At 42.9% G+C, this 18147-nt stretch carries 12 protein-coding genes and 1 pseudogene; 9 read left to right on the top strand and 4 right to left on the bottom strand.

The genetic code is table 11. The features are described 5' to 3' along the window. The 8 genes from DBR11_RS30220 to DBR11_RS17780 all read left to right on the top strand — a co-directional run. On the top strand, nucleotides 1-1208 hold a 1208-nt coding region (locus DBR11_RS30220; protein ID WP_233260807.1), incomplete at its 5' end, for a TonB-dependent receptor domain-containing protein. Then, a complete protein-coding gene (locus tag DBR11_RS17810; RefSeq protein WP_108553993.1) occupies nucleotides 1208-2941 on the top strand; it encodes a DUF4397 domain-containing protein in 1734 nt (577 codons plus the stop codon). The genes DBR11_RS30220 and DBR11_RS17810, both read left to right, overlap by 1 nt. 6 nt (nucleotides 2942-2947) lie before the next feature. Beyond that, complete coding sequence (locus DBR11_RS17805) at nucleotides 2948-4150, top strand: hypothetical protein (protein WP_108553992.1); 1203 nt, start codon at nucleotides 2948-2950, stop codon at nucleotides 4148-4150. Between the two features lie 21 nt (nucleotides 4151-4171). Further along, nucleotides 4172-5263: a fasciclin domain-containing protein gene (locus tag DBR11_RS17800; RefSeq protein ID WP_108553991.1), complete on the top strand. Its 1092-nt coding sequence runs from the start codon at nucleotides 4172-4174 to the stop codon at nucleotides 5261-5263. A gap of 10 nt (nucleotides 5264-5273) precedes the next feature. Then, a complete protein-coding gene (locus DBR11_RS17795; RefSeq protein ID WP_158275320.1) occupies nucleotides 5274-6509 on the top strand; it encodes a fasciclin domain-containing protein in 1236 nt (411 codons plus the stop codon). A 32-nt stretch (nucleotides 6510-6541) separates the two neighbouring features. Beyond that, the gene (locus tag DBR11_RS17790) at nucleotides 6542-7537 is read left to right on the top strand and encodes a fasciclin domain-containing protein (protein ID WP_108553989.1); all 996 of its coding nucleotides are present in this window, start codon (nucleotides 6542-6544) and stop codon (nucleotides 7535-7537) included. A gap of 23 nt (nucleotides 7538-7560) precedes the next feature. Beyond that, on the top strand, nucleotides 7561-10803 hold the full coding sequence (locus tag DBR11_RS17785; RefSeq protein WP_108553988.1) for a TonB-dependent receptor: 3243 nt from the start codon (nucleotides 7561-7563) through the stop codon (nucleotides 10801-10803). A gap of 32 nt (nucleotides 10804-10835) precedes the next feature. Next, nucleotides 10836-13013: an IPT/TIG domain-containing protein gene (locus DBR11_RS17780; RefSeq protein ID WP_158275319.1), complete on the top strand. Its 2178-nt coding sequence runs from the start codon at nucleotides 10836-10838 to the stop codon at nucleotides 13011-13013. Between the two features lie 114 nt (nucleotides 13014-13127). Here DBR11_RS17780 and DBR11_RS17775 read toward each other — a convergent pair. From DBR11_RS17775 to DBR11_RS17765, 3 genes and pseudogenes are all read right to left on the bottom strand, one after another. After that, nucleotides 13128-13648, bottom strand: a pseudogene (locus tag DBR11_RS17775) (helix-turn-helix domain-containing protein); the annotation flags it as partial. A gap of 28 nt (nucleotides 13649-13676) precedes the next feature. Further along, nucleotides 13677-13799, bottom strand: a complete 123-nt coding sequence (locus DBR11_RS17770) for an NAD-dependent epimerase/dehydratase family protein (RefSeq protein WP_233260806.1) — start codon at nucleotides 13797-13799, stop codon at nucleotides 13677-13679. 41 nt (nucleotides 13800-13840) lie between these two features. After that, the gene (locus DBR11_RS17765) at nucleotides 13841-15187 is read right to left on the bottom strand and encodes a sensor histidine kinase KdpD (protein ID WP_108553986.1); all 1347 of its coding nucleotides are present in this window, start codon (nucleotides 15185-15187) and stop codon (nucleotides 13841-13843) included. Nucleotides 15188-15275: 88 nt separating this feature from the next. Between DBR11_RS17765 and DBR11_RS17760 the strand changes: the two genes are divergently transcribed. Next, nucleotides 15276-16079 carry an NIPSNAP family protein gene (locus DBR11_RS17760; protein WP_108553985.1) on the top strand — a complete coding sequence of 268 codons (804 nt, stop codon included), beginning with the start codon at nucleotides 15276-15278 and terminating at the stop codon, nucleotides 16077-16079. A 22-nt stretch (nucleotides 16080-16101) separates the two neighbouring features. Here the strand turns inward: DBR11_RS17760 and DBR11_RS17755 are convergent. After that, nucleotides 16102-18147, bottom strand: a 2046-nt coding sequence (locus tag DBR11_RS17755) for a tetratricopeptide repeat protein (RefSeq protein ID WP_233260805.1), incomplete at its 5' end; no start/stop codon positions are given.

Raw genomic sequence — 18147 nt, 5'->3', positions numbered from 1 at the left:
ATATCGTAGGCATTCATGCACCCGTTGCCGGCGGTGCCGAAGGTGCTGGTCCGATAGGCGGTTTTCTTTACAATAGTCAGAAGTCCCCTAACAATTATACTGGCTTTTTTGAAACAAAAGCCGGATATGCGATGCTCGACTTAAAAATAACCAAAGATCTGAGAATAACGGGAGGTGTGCGTTTTGAGACCACAAACATCCAGTCGGCAGTGGATACTGCCAACGTTTTTCTGGATCCTAAGCTAACGGCACCGGGTGCCGGAGGCACAAAAATCCCGTTGTCGCAAATGAGTCCGAACTCGGTTTACAAAGTAGGATATACACCTTACTATTCCTTAAACGCCACCTACAATTACAAAGAAAACATGAATTTCCGTGCCGGATACAACACCACCCTCGCACGGCCGGAACTCCGGGAAATCACCAATGTCTTTGAATTTGATGCGTTCCAGATGGGACTGGTTGTCGGTAATCCCAATTTGATCAATCAATCCACACAGAACCTTGATTTTCGCTGGGAGTGGTTCCCTAATAACGGAGAGGTCATTGCGGTATCCCTATTTGGTAAACGCATAAAAAACCAATTGTACAAAGTATTTAACTTACAAACCAGCGGCCTTGCGGCAACCTATCCTGAATATCCTACCATCAGGTTTGAAAACGATCCGAACATCGGTAAGGTTTGGGGTTTGGAACTAGAAGTTGTGAAAGATCTCGGCCGCATATGGGACCCTCTTAAAAACTTCTATGTGGGTTCAAACTTGCTGCTGGCAGAAAGTGATATCAAAAAATCACCAGCAAGACTGGAAGCGAACCGCTCGCTGGACCGCCACGCGCCAGACAACAGTCCATTGTTTGAACAGGCCCCGTATTCGATCAATGGCTGGTTGAACTACGACAATAAAAGGTCCGGAACAAGTCTCACAGGAACATTTAACATGGTTGGAGAAAGACTGGTACAGATCAACCTTACCGGAGAACCTGATTTGTATACACGTCCTGTACCTGTACTGGATTTCGTGTTTAGTCAGCGGATTACAAAACGCGTGGTATTTAAAGGGTATGTGAAAAACCTGCTTAACCCATCTATAGAGACTGTATATGCCAATCCTGGCACAGGCGGGGTATGGTACGGAAGTAAGTACCTGAACCGCTCTTATAAACGGGGTAGTGAAATTATGATGGGGTTCACTTATAATTTGTTTTAATGATGAAAGAGATCAAACAATCTAAAAATAGTCTGTTATTAACCTTTAGCATGCTGCTGTTGCTTGTTTCCTGCAAAAAGGAGAAGCAGAATGTGGAGTATGACAACCGACCGGTTACCGATGGCCGCAAAAGCTCAACTGTACGGGTGGTTAACCTTGGAAGTTATAACCAGGTACAGGTAAACGGAGATACATTGACCAATTATGTGGTGCGGACTGTAAACGATCCAATGACCGGCAAATATCCCGGGACCAAATATTTCCCTGAAAACGGGAGATTAGGTGTAACCTGGAATATCCCGCAAGACCTGCTCAAACAAGGTAAAGCTTCCCTTCTGGTAGAAGAGAGATCTTATGGCGGTCTTAACAGTAAAGCAACTGTTGATGTTGCAGAAGACGCCAGTCAGCCGATGGATTACTATTTTACGCAGTCGACTGCAGAAATAGGGATACCAGATGACGGACGTCCGCTTTCCAGAAAATTTAAAAGGGACATTACTGCTCCGGCAAATCCGGCCAGCTTTAAAATCAGGATCATCAATCTGTCGGCTCCTGTAAATCATACACAGGGTGAAGAAGATCTGGTAGGACCAATGAGCCTGGCCTGGGCAGATGGCACATTAGTGAACCAAAAAACAAGTCAAATTCTTCCGGGTACCGCCTCAGATTATATAGAGGTACCCTATGGAACGATACAGTTCAAAGTGCTTTCCAAAGCCGGTACCGAAGTCTCGGCCATTTTCAATGGTTTGATAGAACCAAATACTTCACAAATTATCAATGAGATGACCTCCGCAACGCCGAGGCCGGATATAGAACTCACTTATGCACCCATGAAAACTTATGCACCGGGCGGTGTGTATACCATTGTAATTTCTCCGTCCAAGTTCAGGATTCCATATCGTTTCAGTAATACGGGAGAAGAACTGTCGGTCTATCAAAACGCTTTCCGTCTGATCACTGATGTGGCTGAACCTCTGAATACAACCTATTCAAAAATGCAGGGTATCCATGCACTGGCAGGCACAGATCAGATTAAACTATTGTGTAATGGGCAGGCACTTGGAGCTACAATTCCGTACGGAGGGCATTCTGAGGAACAAACCTTAATCACAGGAAATTATAAGATAGATGCGGTAAATGCGACCGGGACTGTGCTGGCAACAACCGACCTGAAACTGGAAGCACATACCAATCTCAGTTTATGGGTCTGCCGGGATGCGAAAGGGCAGGCGAAAATCAGCGTAGTTGCCAATGACATGAGTGGAAGGTTTAACATTGGAGGAAGTGACGACGCCACCAATAGCGGTTATCTGCAACAGTTTCCCGTAAGTGTCCGCTTTTTGAATAGGAGTAATTTACCGTATCTGACCTTTACTACCAATAACGGACAAGACTTTGGTGCCAATTATGCCATCAATCCTGCAGCCGTAAATAACCTTACACCAGGGTCGTTTCCTACGGAAAACCCTTATGTAAGTCTGTACCGCGACAGTAATCCATACAAGTTTATGGCGTACCGTTCCTCTCCATCGACCGTGCCCGGGGTATGGGCTGATGATATTCCTGTGTTAACTGGCCAAAACCTGATTGCCAGACCGGAACTATATGTCAGGGGACTGCTTCCAAATCACGAGTCTGGGATTTACACCATCGCTTTAATTGGCAGTGTCGATCCTTCGGCACCCGTCGCACAGAGAGCAAAAATGATCGTTCTGAAACACAATAAATAAACAGTTATGCTAGCATTAAAAATTAAATATTTAGGATTTTGTGGACTTACACTACTGTTGTTGGTTTCAGGGTGTAAAAAAATCAACTATGCTAAAATTGATGACCCCGCATATTTAAGGGTTTTTAATAACCTGAATTACGAAATCGGGATTATAAATAAAGATGAGCCTATCCCTTTTCTGACCATGCTGATCGACCCGGTCATGGACGGAAAAGGTATACCAGTCAGTGCCGCAATTAAAGGAGATTACCTGGACCAGCGTGATCCTTATGCGCCGCCTTATCCTTCGCATATCGGTAACGGCAGTTCGGTGAACAATCCGGAATACCCTGGCCGGCAAAATGTGCTGGTAGGGCCGGTTGTAAATGGCTTTGACCTGAGCAGCTGGGCACAAATACCTTCCGGTAAACATAGGGTGGTTTTCATGTTCAGACCAAAAAATGCCATTCCTTTTTTTAGCCTGGAAGACAAATACAAAAAGAGTGTGCTGATTGATACCAGTTTGGTACTGGACAGCAAAGAAGTGTATACACTGCATGTGCTGCAAAAAGACGTCGCGACTAAAGAAAATGGGATTTTATTAAGAAAAGAGAACTTTCATAAACTCTCTCTTTCGGATTCCGAAGTCTACGTTAACTTCTATAATATGAGTTCAAAAGGCTTTTGGCAAACAGACAATGCTACCAAAACCGGGAATGGGAAAAATTTCGATAAAGGGGCACTTGCCAATGGGATTAAAGACCAGATGAATATATTTTATACCCTATACAAAGGTGCACCTGAACTTAAAACGGCTGTTGCCGGGTACGACCGTAAGCTGATGGCTGCGCTCACCAGGAATACCAGTACCGTTGAAGTTAGTCCGTATTACAGTTTTCCTTTGTTTGCCGATGGGGACTCGAATGGGATCACCACAGATATGTGGCAGCGTTTTGAATTGCTGGCACCGGGAATGGACATCAACAACATACCCTATAATTTTAATACCCAGGATAATGACAATAGCTGGGCACCTATCAATTGTGTGCTCAATGGTAAAACAAAGCTGCCAAATGACAACGGGGCTACACTGCCCAATATGGTTGTCAACATTCACTCCGGAATCTATAACCCGCGGTCTTTTGCGACAGTCAACACGATTGAAATTGTGAATGGAAATGTTTACCTGACCACCGTTCAAAGGAAATATGCACCACCAGTTTATTAATGAATTGAATTAAAAATACAGATGAAACGGAAAAAATCATTTCACATTTTCTTTTTACTGGTTATGACAAGTTTACTGTCGGTTTTGAACGCATGTAAACATAATGATCTTATTGTAACGAAAGAAAATGAAAATTTCAGGCCAGCGGCCGATTTTATCAAAAATAACTATGACCTCAGCTTGTTCGCTGCGGCAATAGAAAAATCAGGACTAACAGCAGAATTAAATGCAGAGGGTTCCTTTACTGTACTTGTGCCAGACAATGCAGCTTTCAATGCCATTGGCATCAAAAGAGCAACAGATTTCGACCGGATGAACTCCGATAGTCTGAAACACCTGGTGAGGCGGCATGTACTTACCCAGCGTCTGCTTTTTCAGGATATACCTACAAACGGCATCGATATCCGTTACCATACACTTGCCGGAACAGAAGTTTATTGTTCCCTGGCCAGCTATAGTAAGGGAAACAGTGCATATCCAGTAAACGAGCTTTATTTCAACGGCTCTTTTGTAAACAGAAAGGACATTACCCTTTCCAATGGCGCATTGCATGTGCTGAACAGGGTGATGAAATCGAGCCCGGGAAATACCGTACAGAGCTTTCTGGCTAAAAGTACCCAATACAGCATTTTCGTATCCGGTTTAAAAAAGTTTGGTTTATGGGACCAGCTGGCAGAGGGCGGTCCCTTTACGGTCTATGCGCCAAGTAACCAGGAGTTCGAAAACGCTGGATTAACAGAAGCCATGATTGCCGGATTAGATCCTTCCCTTTACTATGCACAGCGTTTGTTTGGGGTGTATATTTTGAAAAAGAGACACCTGTTTATTTCAGATTTCCGGGTATTAAGTGTGGTCAACGAAAGTGAAAGTAATTTCAATATACCTCTGGAGAATGATTCCTGGTATATCGGGATCAACAGTACAAAAAGTTTCCCCGGAAATGTCTTTTCGTACGCCATATCGGTTACCACTGCCAAAGATTATCCTTATGACCAAATATCCAATGTATCCAGCAGTTTGCAGTCGGGTATAGATATCGTTGTAGAGAACGGTCTGGTCCATGACCTGCAAGGCATATTGGTTTTGCCAACACAAGCACTTAAACAAAATTAACAGTAAAAAGATGAACAGACATACATTATTTGCCTTTTGCTTGTTGCTGATTGCATTGGCATCTTGCCGGAAGGAAGAATATAAAGCCGTAACGGAGGGTGAAAAAATACCTCATGAGGAACTGACCCTGACACTTAAAGAGGCCATGAATGCCTCTTCCTACACCTTGTTTAAGGCCGCATGGCACAGGAGCAATATGGAAAGCCTGTTGAATGCAGAAGGAAAGAATGTCCCGCATACTTTACTTGTGCCAACCGACGAAGCTTTTATTGCTGATGGATTAACCTTATCGGCCATAAACAGCATGGAACCGAGATTGCTGGACAGCATCTTGCTTTACCATACCATTGTCGGGACCTTCGATCCAAAAGGAGTAGAGTCGAAATTGGGTAGTTCAATGGGCCATTCTATGCTGAAAAACGAAAACCTGAGGGTACGTGCTGTTGAGGTCCAAAATAGGTTTGACGTCTACGCGTACCGGCAATATCTGGGTATCTTAAATGGCGAACTAATGGTTAACGGTCAGAAAAGCGGAAAACTACCGGCAGTTCTGGCAAAGGATGGAACTTTATGGCCTGTAAATAAGGTATTGCATAAACCCACCAAAACGATGTTAAGTGCTCTGCAGGAAGACGGGCGTTTTGGGATGTACCTGGGCATGCTGGAAACGCTGGACCAGTTGTGGCTGGAAGATTCCTATGGAATTTACCCCAGAGATCCCTATTCAAAGGGATGGGTACTTAGATACGACCCTTTTGGGGAGAATGTCAATATAGACCTCACTACCATTTTTGCACCAACGGATGCTGTTTTTCATCAGTCAGGATTTCCGGACCTGGATGCTCTGATTGCGTTTAATAACAGCAGGCCAAGACCTTATCTGGATTTAGATACGTATAAGATGGTAGGTGGATATGCCGCAGACAGCCTTCTTGCGTTAAACCGATTTGGGATTCAATTCATTCCATATTCCGATTACTCAAAAGACTACAACCAGATGGTTTTTTATGTAAACGACTTTACCAACGAGAATTTATCAGATTTCAATGTCATGGTTAGTCAGGATGTTGGTTTGAAAGCCTACAAGATGCCTTTGGATTTTGGACGTGACGCCAATGGAAGAACATTGGTGAAAGCAAAACAATCTCCCCATCCGGCCGCCACTGTTGTTGAACAAATCAATACCCTTATGGGGCCTATTCATGTTATAGACCGGTTAATTCCCACAAAAGAATTTAAGTTTTGACCCATCATCCAGTCGACCCAGATCAAATAGAAATGAGACATTTAAAAAATATAATCACCGCTTTGCTGTTGTTCAGTTCTACCATGAGCTTATTGAGCTGTAAAAAGGAAGTCAAAGAACCAGAAAGCATCAATGGAACGATTAGCGCTGTTATTGCTGATAATTTCAACCTTTCCATTTTCAGTACTGGTTTAAGACAGAGCGGACTTAATACCTTAATGCTGGAAAAAGGACCGTTTACAGTCATTGCACCTTCCGATGCCGCATTTGGACTGGCCGGTTTTCCGTCTACTGTAAGTATCCTATCTGCACCTCCGGCAAGGATTACTTCGATTATGAACTATCATGTCCTGCGTGGTACTTATGAGCTGAATAAACTGCCCTTTTTATTTAACCAGGAGATCCGTTCTTCGAACGGGGGTAAATTGTTTGCAACCCGGTGGATTAAGGGACAGGATACCATTTTAACCTTAAACGGTTCCCGTGTAATTAGCCAGAATATTAAGGCAACAAATGGATTGATACAAGTAACCAACAGGGTGCTTGAACCTTATGTGCACGAACTTGTTAGTGAATCCATCGCATCTGATCGCAACTTAAGTCTGTTTTACCAGGCCTTAAAACGTTCAGGCCTTTTATCAACCTTAGATGGCAAAGCCAGTTTTACGGTTTTTGCACCGGTTAACGCGGCAATGGAAAGCTATGGACTTGCCACTGTAGAGGACATCAATAAAATGGAAGTCAATACCCTGAGCACCATTGTGAAGTATCATATTTTGACAAACCGCAGGTTCATTTACGACTATGTGCTGACTTCCGGAACATCCCTTTCCAGCGAACAGGCCATGATGGATGGCAATTCTTTGAAGGTAACGCTGGTCCCGGATCCTCAGGTTCCGGGTGACTTTAAAGGAATTACTTTGCTCGGTACAGGCAATACTTCATCTGTAAACTTGATCAGGCAAGATGTGCTCAGCGGAAACGGCGTGATGCATTCCATTGATCAGGTTTTAAAAATCACACAGTAATCCAAAGACATAAGATTTCAGAAATGACCTTACATAAAATACTTAAACAAATCAGTTTCCTGCTTCTGCTATGGTTGCCATTTGTGGCTATGGCACAGGAAACCAGCGGTACCTTGAATGGTACCATCTTAGACGGAAAGGGATTCCCTTTACCTGGAGCCTCCGTCATTGCCATTCACCAACCGTCTGGCACCAAATATGCAACTTCTGCAGATCAAAAAGGGCGTTACTATTTACCCAACCTGCGTATTGGCGGCCCTTATCGTGTGACTGCCGCAATGATCAGTATGAAAAGCGACAGCAAGGAAGGTGTAACGATCAGGCTTGGTGCCGCTGTCACCTTGAATTTTGCACTTTCCGATCAATCAGAGCAACTCGCTGAAGTCGCCATTAAAGCGACCAGAAGAGGCCCTCAGGCCAGCAATTATGGGTCGGGGAAAAACATCAGCGCTGATCAGGTGAAGAATATGGCGACAGTTTCCCGCAGTATTACAGACATTACCCGATTGGTGCCGCAAGCCAGTAAAGACAATAGTTTTGGTGGCGCCAACTTCCGTTACAACAACGTCACCATAGATGGTGCCATCAATAATGATGCAATTGGTTTTAGTCCTTCTCTGGGCGGACAGTCCGGAACTTCTGGTATGGCAGGAAGCTCCACCAGGACCAACCCCATTTCCTTAGATGCGATTGAAGACATGCAGGTTTACCTGGCACCTTATGATGTAAAGATCGGTAATTTCACCGGGGGATCTGTGAATGCCGTAACCAAAAGCGGAACAAATATGTTGAGTGGTTCGGTATACGGATTTGGGAGAAATGCAAGTCTTACCGGTAAAGACAGAGTAGGTTCACTGGGTAAAATGAACAGCGATTTCTATGATTATCAGACCGGTTTTCGCGTAGGGTTCCCCATTATAAAAGATAAACTGTTTTTCTTCAGTAATGAGGAGATTACGCACAGGCAAGATCCTCAGCAGTTGCTGGCAGGATCAGCTGAGACGAGCCATATTTTATCCGCTGCCGATGCAGCTGCAATTTCAGCAGCCAATTATATGAAAGCCGGCACTGCGGGCGATTTTAATACCTATGCTAAATCAGTGAAATTCTTTAACCGGCTGGATTGGAATATTAATGATAAATTTCAGCTGGCCATACGTAACAACACCATCATTTCGGAAGCATCACATATGGACCGCGACCAGCAGGATTTCAGGTTCAGCAGTATGGCCTTTTTACAAAAGAACAACCAGAGCTCTACTGTTGCCGAATTGAAAGGCCGTTTTAGCAACCAGCTTTCAGGAAACCTATTGGTAGGTTATACTGCCGTTAACGACTCCAGGCATCCGATGGGTGACCCGAGTTTGCCACAGGTACAGATTGCGGGCCGTACACCGGGAACTACAATTTACCTGGGAACCGATCGGGAGGCCAGTATTTTTGATATGAAACAGCGCACGCTGGAACTCACCGCCAACCTGAGCTATAACATCGGCAAGCATACGCTCACTTTGGGTACACACAACGAGCTTTACAACATCACTTACGGTTTTGTAAATGCCTGGAACGGACGTGTAGATTACCTGAGTATTGAAGATTATTTGAGCAATAACCCTTATCGCGTGCGCGGTGCCTACAGTTATGGGAACAACACCCGTGATTACCTGCTGGACAACCCTGCGGCAAAGTTCAACATGAACATGTACAGCTTGTATTTTCAGGATGAAATTCGGGTGTCCGACAAACTGAAGGTAATTCCAGGACTAAGGGCCGATATGGCATATTTACCTGAAATGCCAACATTGAGTGAAAAAACGCAAAATGCACTGGCAGATCCTTATTTCGGACGGACTTATCAGTATACGCCATTAAGCCGGATTGAAAACAAGTTTTTAAACAAAGTACAGATCTCTCCAAGGGTTGGTTTCAGGTACGACTGGAATGGCGATCAAAGTCTGATTTTAAGAGGGGGAGCGGGGCTATTTACGGGCCGGATCCCAATGGCCTGGCTGGCTTATGCCTATTATAATACTGGTGATAGTTTTGGTGGGTTTGACCAGAAAAGGGATCAAAAACCATTTGTACCAGGTAGTAATCCTTTACAAGGTGGTGTTAACGGGATTGGCAATTTTATCCAGCAAAATGGGGCCGTACTGAATAACCCGAATAGTGGTAAGACCCAGGTAGATCTAATCGACAATAACTTCGTGATGCCACAAGTGATGCGGGCCAGTATAGGTGTGGATTATACCACAGAAAGTCAGTGGAAATTTACATTGGAAGGTATCTATACCAAGAACCTTAAAGATGTATTGTTCCAGCAGCTGAACGTACAGGACAATCCTACCTATTATGGTTATGATAAGAACCAGCAGCAGCCAGTTTACAGTGGTACTGTAGATCCACGTTTCTCCAACAGTTATCTGCTGAGCAATACGAGTAAAGGCTATCGGTATGGTTTAACCGGTAGTGTGAGTAAAAGCATTGAGCAGCAATTCCAGTTCTCTTTGGCCTATACCTATGGGCAATCTAAAGACCTGAGTAACGGGGTTAGGAATTCTATGGAATCCAACTGGCAATTGAACCAGTCGCTGGTTCCCAATAACCCCGTATTGGCCAATAGCAATTTCGACATTCGCAGCCGTATTGTTGCCAATATCAGCTACAATAAGGTCTGGTCTAAAGCAGGAAAAACCAACGTATCTTTGTTCTTTAGCGCACAATCGGGCAGTCCTTTTACTTATGGGATCGTAAATAACAGTATCCAGGGGTTACCACAGCAGGTCAGTCTGGCTTATATCCCAGCACGGGATGAGGCAATCCGTTACTTTCAGAACAATTTCAGTTCAACAGCTGCCCAGCAGGCAGAAGCCTTTAACCAATTTATAGACGCAGATGCGTATCTGAAAAACAGGAGAGGAGCATTTACAGAACGCAATAAAGGCCGTACCCCATGGAATGTGCAGGCAGATCTGCATATCTCGCACGACTTTTTTATGAAAGCCGGGGGTAAGCAATTTATTACCCTTACTGCCGATATAGTAAATTTAACGAACCTGATCAGCAAAACATGGGGTGTTCAGTATTTCTCGCCGAATACCTTTAATTCAACATCCAGTGTTGGCTTAACACCAACGTTGTTCCCGCCTGCACAAAATTCGGGTAGCTATCCGGTATATGAATTTATTAATCCTGGTAAACCCTATAGTATCGACTACTATGGTTCAAGGGCACAGGTACAGCTAGGGGCAAGGTATACCTTTTAATTACGGAGATCCATCGAAACATGATATATCATATGAATTACCAAAGAAAAATTAAACTTGAAACAGCTTTATTTACACTGCTTGCCTTAGTTATTCTATTGACCGGCAGCTGTAAAAAAGACCATACGGAAATAACTAAAGTACCACTTACTGTAACGGAATATTATCCGAACAGTGGTAACCAGGGAACGCTGGTCACCATTCAGGGAACAGGATTTGGTGAAAGTCCGGATAAGGTATCTGCAACCTTTGCAGGTACAAATGCAGATGTCGTTAGTGTAACCTCAAAGGAGATTGTATTGAGGGCCCCATTAAATGGCCATACAGGAGAACTTAGCCTGAAGGTAAATGACGAGCAGATCAAGGTCGGAAATTATACCTACCAGGAATTGAGCGTTACTGCAATTAGTCCTTCAAACGGAGGTGCAGGCACGCATATTACCATTTCAGGTGCTGGTTTTGGTAGTCTGCAGCAACCAGCCCAGGTTTTTGTAAACGGAAAAGCTGCAGTTGTCATTACGGCAGCAGATACCTTCCTGATTGCAGAAGTTCCTGAGGGTGCCGGATCAGGGCCGGTGATGGTGAAAATTGACGGAAAAGAAGCCTCTGGAAAAAGCTTTAAATTTCAGGTCATTAGCAGTATTAAACCACTTACCGGTGGTACGGGTACGGTTGTTAGGATTAATGGAGCTGGTTTTGAAGAATTAATTGCCGGAAATACCGTACAATTTAATGGTAAAACGGCGGTTATAAAAGAAGCGGCTGCAGACCACCTCCTGGTCATTGCACCAGATCAGGTGGCCACAGGGCCACTATCGGTGATCATCAACCAGCAAAAACTTTCGGGACCAATATTTACGGTTGTTGCACCACCATCCATCCAGATCGTTACGCCATTGAGCGGGCCAAAGGGATCCCAAATGACGATTTCTGGTGCTTTGTTTAGTCCCATACTGGATGAAAATAAGGTATTTATTAATGACGTTCCTGTTCCCATTCAATCTGTTAATGCAATCCAGATCAAGCTTGTTGTGCCAGGAGGAACCGGCAGTGGAGTGGTAAAAGTAGTGGTCAATGACCAGGTAACGAACGGGCCACAATTCAAAGATCAAAACCTGGGAATTTCTTCTGTGAGCCCTGATAATGGTTTAGCCGGAACTACCGTCACCATTAATGGATCTGGATTTAGTACCATTGCGGCCAATAACAAGGTGTATTTTAATGGGGTACAGGCCATGGTAAAAACTGCAACAGAAAATGTCCTCGTGCTGGATGCCCCAGCCGGATTGAGTACAGGAAATTTAAAGGTTGTTGTAGGCGGACAAGAAGCTTTAGCACCTCAGGAATTCAGAAGAGCTGGAATAATTACCCTTGCCGGAGGGCCAAGCAGCAGCAATTTTGGTAGTGGTATGACTTCAATGGCTTTAGACAATAACGGCAACGTCTATGTGGTAGACGCAGCAAATAAAGTGGTGAAGAAAATTACTCCGGACGGCGCGGTGAGTACCCTAACATCAAACGGTTCAATTGTAACTTTTGGTGCACCTTATGGAATTGTGATCGACAAGCAAAATAATATTTATGTATCAGATCAGTCCAGTAGGGAGATTAGGAAGATCACCCCGTCAGGTCAAAATACGGTTTACGCTTCAGGCTTTGCAGCATGTTTAATGACTTTTGATGCTGATGGAAATATGTATGCAAATATTTATGGTTTTGGTGCAGGGATGAACCGGGTAAATGCTGGCGGTAGCTATTCAAAAGTTACTGGTCCTTTATGGCCAAACTCCCGTACTGTGGTAGATGCTACAGGAGGAGTCTATTTCGTTGATCAGGGGGCCAACAGTAACAATGCCATTTCCAAATTGAACCCGGCAAATCCGAATGATATGGTAAGATTTGGCTCTTCTGAGGCGGGTTATGTAGATGGAATAGGGTTGGCTGCGAGATTTAACGGAATTGAAGGTGGCCTGGCCCTGTTTGGCAACGGTAAAATGATTGCTGGAGATGGGAATAATTATGCCATCAGGGAAATTGACATCGACACCAAAGCTGTATCCACTTTATTTAAAGTGACCCGAGGTTTTGCCGATGGAACATTGACCAGCGCTAAAATTGGATCCATGAATGATCTGGCTGTAGATAAAGATGGCAATATCTATATCCTTGATGCGAACAACAAAGCGGTAAGAAAAGTGCTGCTCAAGTAATTTCTTTTTAACCATCTTAAATGTAATTTCGAACCGGCCTAGGCCGGTTCGTTTTTTATACCTGCGTATATCTAAAGTTATCCATATAACCGAAGGAAGAGCGCAATGTATTTTTCAATTAAAAGAATGCCGGAACTCCAGCGGCGAGAGGCTGGTCTTGGACTTGAAAAGTTTGCTAAAGGATTGTAAATGCTCAAAACCCAATTCGTAGGCGATTTCGCTAACAGAAAGATGAGTCGTTGAGAGTTTCTCTTTGGCCAGTTCGATCAACTTGTTGTGCAAATGTTGCTGCATATTCTGGCCGGTCAAAGATTTTAACAAGCTGCTCAAATAACCTGGTGAGATATTTAAGCTCTCGGCAATATAAGTGACACTGGGCAGGCCTTTTTTTGCAAGCGCGCCGCTGTTAAAGTAATTATCGAGTAAATCTTCCAGCTTGGACAGAACCTCATGGTTGACGATCTTGCGGGTAATGAACTGGCGTTGGTAGAACCTTTAGAGGTGAGTATTGTTTCTTCCTTATCGGACAAATATAGCGCCTCATAAACCGAGTAACTGAAGAATTCATATTGCTTGATGGTTTTAGCCAGCAGTGTGTTCCATAAAAAATCCGGATGGATCAGGATCATCCAGCCTTCTGGCAGGTGCAGCACATTATTCTTTTCAAAACTTTTCAACCGAAGCCTCTGAACGTGCCAAACCCAATACCTGGTGACCAGCATCTATTAACTCCTGCACTATGGCAGTACCAATGAAGCCCGTAGCCCCTGTAACGAATATACACATAATTGTTTTTCTTTAGTTCATACAAAGATGCGCTGGTTTATTCAGTATGATTTAGCCAAATCTGTGTTTAGTTTAGCCAAAACATCGGTAGGTAAGTCACCATTTGCATCTAAAAATTCTAAGGTGAAAGTTGTCCCATTGCCAGGTACACTGCTAAAACTGATCCTGCCATTCTGCATCTCGGTATACTCTTTACATAAGATCAAGCCCAGGCCAACACCCTTTTCATTGCTTGTGCCGTACGTAGATGCGGCATTGAGCTTAAAAAGCTCTTGCTGCCTTTCCGTAGGTATACCCACACCATTATCCATAATATGCAACTTGACATGGCCGGAAACACAAGAACTGGAAATCTGGATTTCCCCACCTGGGGAAGTGAATTTTATTGCATTATTTATCAGGTTCCTGATCACCAATTTAAGCATGTCCAGATCCGCATCGAGTTCAATTGACGGATCAATATTCACACTAATCCCTACAGTTTTGATATCTGCTGATCCCTGTTGTACAAGCAAACAGGCGGAGACCACTTCAGACAGGTTCAGTCTCACCATATTTACACTGGTACCTCCATCCATTTGAGATTTTGTCCAGTTCAATAAATTATGCAACATTACCTGCGTGTTTTTTGTCTCATTGAGCAGACTTCTTTCCAGAAAGTGGCGTTCCTCTGGCGATAATCCATAGCTATGGAGAATTTCCAGGAAACTGGAAATAGAATTGAGCGGAGAACGCAGATCATGAGACAAAATAGATAACAACCGGGTCTTCGAGTCGTTGGCTTCTTTTAAAGCCAGGGAAGCCTTCTCCGCATTATCCTTTTCTCGCTGATAACTGTTGATCAGGTAAGAAAGTACCGCACCTATACAGACCACTACAGATAAATAAGTTGTTGCTATGTCCAGGAACAAATCGCTACGTTTTGCATAGGAAACTTTGATAAATCCACTGTTATAATATTCAATTAACAATAAACCACCAACAATACTCACATTGATAAGTATCCAAAATATATATTGCCGGGTAGGCATTATCAACAATATAAAAACCAGAGAGAGGAGAAAGAGTATTAATGTCGGACCATGTATGCCTGAATTGATGAAGTAATTGAATATCATTAGAATGCTCGTGCCCGCACTAAATAAAATGAAGCTAAGCCACAGCCTCCCAAAATACCTGGAATTAATGTACAGTGCTACAATTACAATCCAGGCCGCTGAAAGTACCAAATTGACCAGTGGCACATTTATGAAAATATTTACCAGCAATGCCAAAGGAAGCCCCACCATAGCAATCACACTTACTTCATGAAATATCCTGGCCTGGAGTGTTGTGCAAGCATTACTACCGATCAATTTGGCGTGTAGCTGTCTAATAGATTTAATCATCAAAAAGAATTGCCCATTTTAGAATAGTAAATTTAAGAAAAATCTGATCAATGGAACATTCAAGCTATATTTAAAACAAATTGAAGTAATGATGAAACAATTAAATTTAAAAACGTTCATTTATGGATTAATGCTGCTGCCTTTTTTGAGCAGTCTCTCCAGTTCTGCACAAAAGACTAGAGACCTATATCAAATCAAGATTTATCACTTGAAATCAGTTGACCAGGAAAAACAATTGGATGCTTATCTAAAGAATGCCTATTTGCCGGCTTTACATCGCATTAAATTTAATAAAATTGGGGTATTCAAACCTGTGATTTCGGAAGAGCAGGCTGTAAATGCTGAACGATTGGTTTACGTATTTATCCCATTCAAAAGCTGGAGTGATGTGGTAAACCTGGAACAAAAACTAGCAAAAGACCAGCGGTATATAACTGATGGTAATGAATATCTAAATGCAGCATATAACAATGCACCATTTGATCGTATAGAGTCTATTTTGTTGATGGCATTTGAAGGAGCGCCCCGTTTCGACCTGCCACAATTGAAATCTCCTGCTAAGGAGCGTGTTTATGAATTGAGAAGTTATGAAGGACCGACTGAAAAGTATTATGAAAATAAGGTCAGCATGTTCAATAAAGGAGATGAGATTGGGTTATTTAAAAGGCTAGGTTTTAATGCAATCTTTTATGCAGAAGTTATTTCTGGTGCCCGCATGCCTAACCTGATGTACTTAACTGCTTTCGAGAACAAGGCAGACCGCGAGTCCCACTGGAAAACCTTCTCTGCCGATGCGTACTGGAAAAAACTATCTGCTATGCCAGAATATCAGCACAATGTATCAAGAAATGACACTAAATTCCTGTATCCGGCAGATTATTCAGATATATAATGTTCTTACAGATTATGCTAACTTACTGTTGTTTGATCTGTGTTCTTTGGAGCGTGAAAAAGAATTTCGAACCCTCACCAATTGTACTTTCTACCCAGATATTTCCTGCATTAGCATTAATAAATTCTTTACAGACAACAAGACCAAGACTGGTTCCTTTTTCATTATTCGTACCCACAGTACTTACATTGTTTAGGCTAAATATAGATTCTAAACGCGAAGGTTCTATCCCGATTCCACTATCCCTGACCTCGAAAATTACCTGATCGTTTTGATAAGCCTGTACAGATATATGGATGATCCCTCCAATGGGCGTAAATTTTATGGCATTAGATAAAATATTGCGAACCAGAAAATCCAGATGATCTGCATCACAAAAAACCTGCAAATCTGGTTCGATATCTTGTTCAATAGAGATTGATTTCTGCGTAGCCATTTCCTTCAGCAGCAAAACATTGCGGTTGATTATCTTTTCCGGACTGACATTACTCTGTTGGATCATAACCCCTTTTAATTGCATTTGCCCCCAGTGCAAAATAAGATTTAGCGTATCCAGTGTCGTACTGCACTGTGATTCCAGCTTACTGAGCATGAGGGTTTTTTCCTCTTCAGATAACCAGCCTCTGTTTACCAATTCCAGAAAGCTGAGAATGGAACCCAGCGGACTTTTCAAATCGTGCCCAAGAATGGAAAACAGCTTGTCTTTTACATTGTTCGACTGTATAAGATCTGTATTGGCTTTGTTCATGAGCCGGTTCAAGTTCCTGATTTTAAAATAGTAAGCACCAAGGATCAGCAGTAAGGCTATACTACCTGATATAATCCAGAACATAATTTTTTGTTCGAGCAATTGTTTGCTATTTACAAACTTCAGTTGTTCAACCTTGGCCTGAGATTTGGTAAGTTCGTATTGCGCCTGCAAATTGGATATTTTAATGGAGATGTCCTTGAAGTAAAAACTGTCGGCGATGTTATATTGCCTGGTCCTTGCCAGATATGCGGCATTGTAATCTCCCGATTTTTCATAAAGGGCGGCAATATGTGATAAGGCTTCAAGAATCTGTTTATTGGCTTTTTTAGTTTGTCCCACAGTCAGTGCTTGCTGAAGATAATTTAGTGCTATTGCCGGGTGAGAAGTTCCATAGCTTTCTGCAAGTGCCATCAGGCTCTGGAATTCCCGGAGGCTATTACTGATCTTTCTCGATTTCAGTAAGGCCCCCTTCTGAAGTTCAATGGCTTTTGCTATTGCTCCAGATTTTGCGTATACCTGGGCCAGTCCATTGGTAAGTGAAATATTCAGCCCCATCATCTCTGGATAATCGCTTTGGCTGATACCCTTTTCAAAGTAATAAATGGCTTTAGACAGCTCACCAGTTTCCCTGTAGGCAGTTCCAAAGTTCAGACAGGTATTTAGCTTAAGGCTGGAAAAGGGGAGGGTAGCGCCGATCGATTCAGCTTGCTTGTAATAAGAGATTGCACGTTGGTAATTATGGCGGAAAGCATACACTTCACCAAGCGTAATGTATGACTCCATAATTCCGCTCTTATCCTTATTTTGCTCACTTATCTTTAATGCCTGAAGAAAATAAGGAATGGCTGCAGCCGAATTACCTTTCCTGTTTTCTACAACACCCAGTCGGATATTCTCTTTAACAATTCCTTTATAATTATGGAGACGTTTGTAAATTTCAAGTGCTTCCAGATAACGCTGTCTCGAAGACTCGGCGTTACCAGAATTATCATCAATCATGCCCATCTGGTTGAGCATCCTGGCTACACCTTCTTCATCTTTAGTCCTTTTTGCAAGATCCATCCCAAGATTTGCAAAAAACAGGGCAGAATCGGGTTTATTATAACGGTAATGAACAACTAACTTTTCATAGGCATTAATATCCAGAACAGAAGGCTTTGGCTTTACAGGTTTTTGGAAACCATAAAGTATCTGAAAACAGCATACAAGAAAAAAACAGATAAGGAACGCACGCAAAATTGACATAGCAGGATTACCAGAACAAGGCTGGCGCCAAAGATAATAGTTTGCTGTTAAAAAGGAAATAGCGTATGAGAC

It is taken from the genome of Pedobacter sp. HMWF019, assembly GCF_003061025.1.
Classification (GTDB): Bacteria; Bacteroidota; Bacteroidia; order Sphingobacteriales; family Sphingobacteriaceae; genus Pedobacter.
The sequence above is the reverse complement of the archived record's forward strand: the minus strand, read 5'-3'. Positions and strand labels throughout refer to the sequence as shown.

Excerpts from the sequence above, each read along its gene's own strand:
- DBR11_RS17810 (WP_108553993.1), top strand. The coding sequence starts at position 1,208 with ATGATGAAAGAGATCAAACAATCTAAAAATAGTCTGTTATTAACCTTT.
- DBR11_RS17805 (WP_108553992.1), top strand. The coding sequence starts at position 2,948 with ATGCTAGCATTAAAAATTAAATATTTAGGATTTTGTGGACTTACACTA.
- DBR11_RS17800 (WP_108553991.1), top strand. The coding sequence starts at position 4,172 with ATGAAACGGAAAAAATCATTTCACATTTTCTTTTTACTGGTTATGACA.
- DBR11_RS17795 (WP_158275320.1), top strand. The coding sequence starts at position 5,274 with ATGAACAGACATACATTATTTGCCTTTTGCTTGTTGCTGATTGCATTG.
- DBR11_RS17790 (WP_108553989.1), top strand. The coding sequence starts at position 6,542 with ATGAGACATTTAAAAAATATAATCACCGCTTTGCTGTTGTTCAGTTCT.
- DBR11_RS17785 (WP_108553988.1), top strand. The coding sequence starts at position 7,561 with ATGACCTTACATAAAATACTTAAACAAATCAGTTTCCTGCTTCTGCTA.
- DBR11_RS17780 (WP_158275319.1), top strand. The coding sequence starts at position 10,836 with ATGAATTACCAAAGAAAAATTAAACTTGAAACAGCTTTATTTACACTG.
- DBR11_RS17770 (WP_233260806.1), bottom strand. The coding sequence starts at position 13,799 with ATGTGTATATTCGTTACAGGGGCTACGGGCTTCATTGGTACTGCCATA.
- DBR11_RS17765 (WP_108553986.1), bottom strand. The coding sequence starts at position 15,187 with ATGATTAAATCTATTAGACAGCTACACGCCAAATTGATCGGTAGTAAT.
- DBR11_RS17760 (WP_108553985.1), top strand. The coding sequence starts at position 15,276 with ATGATGAAACAATTAAATTTAAAAACGTTCATTTATGGATTAATGCTG.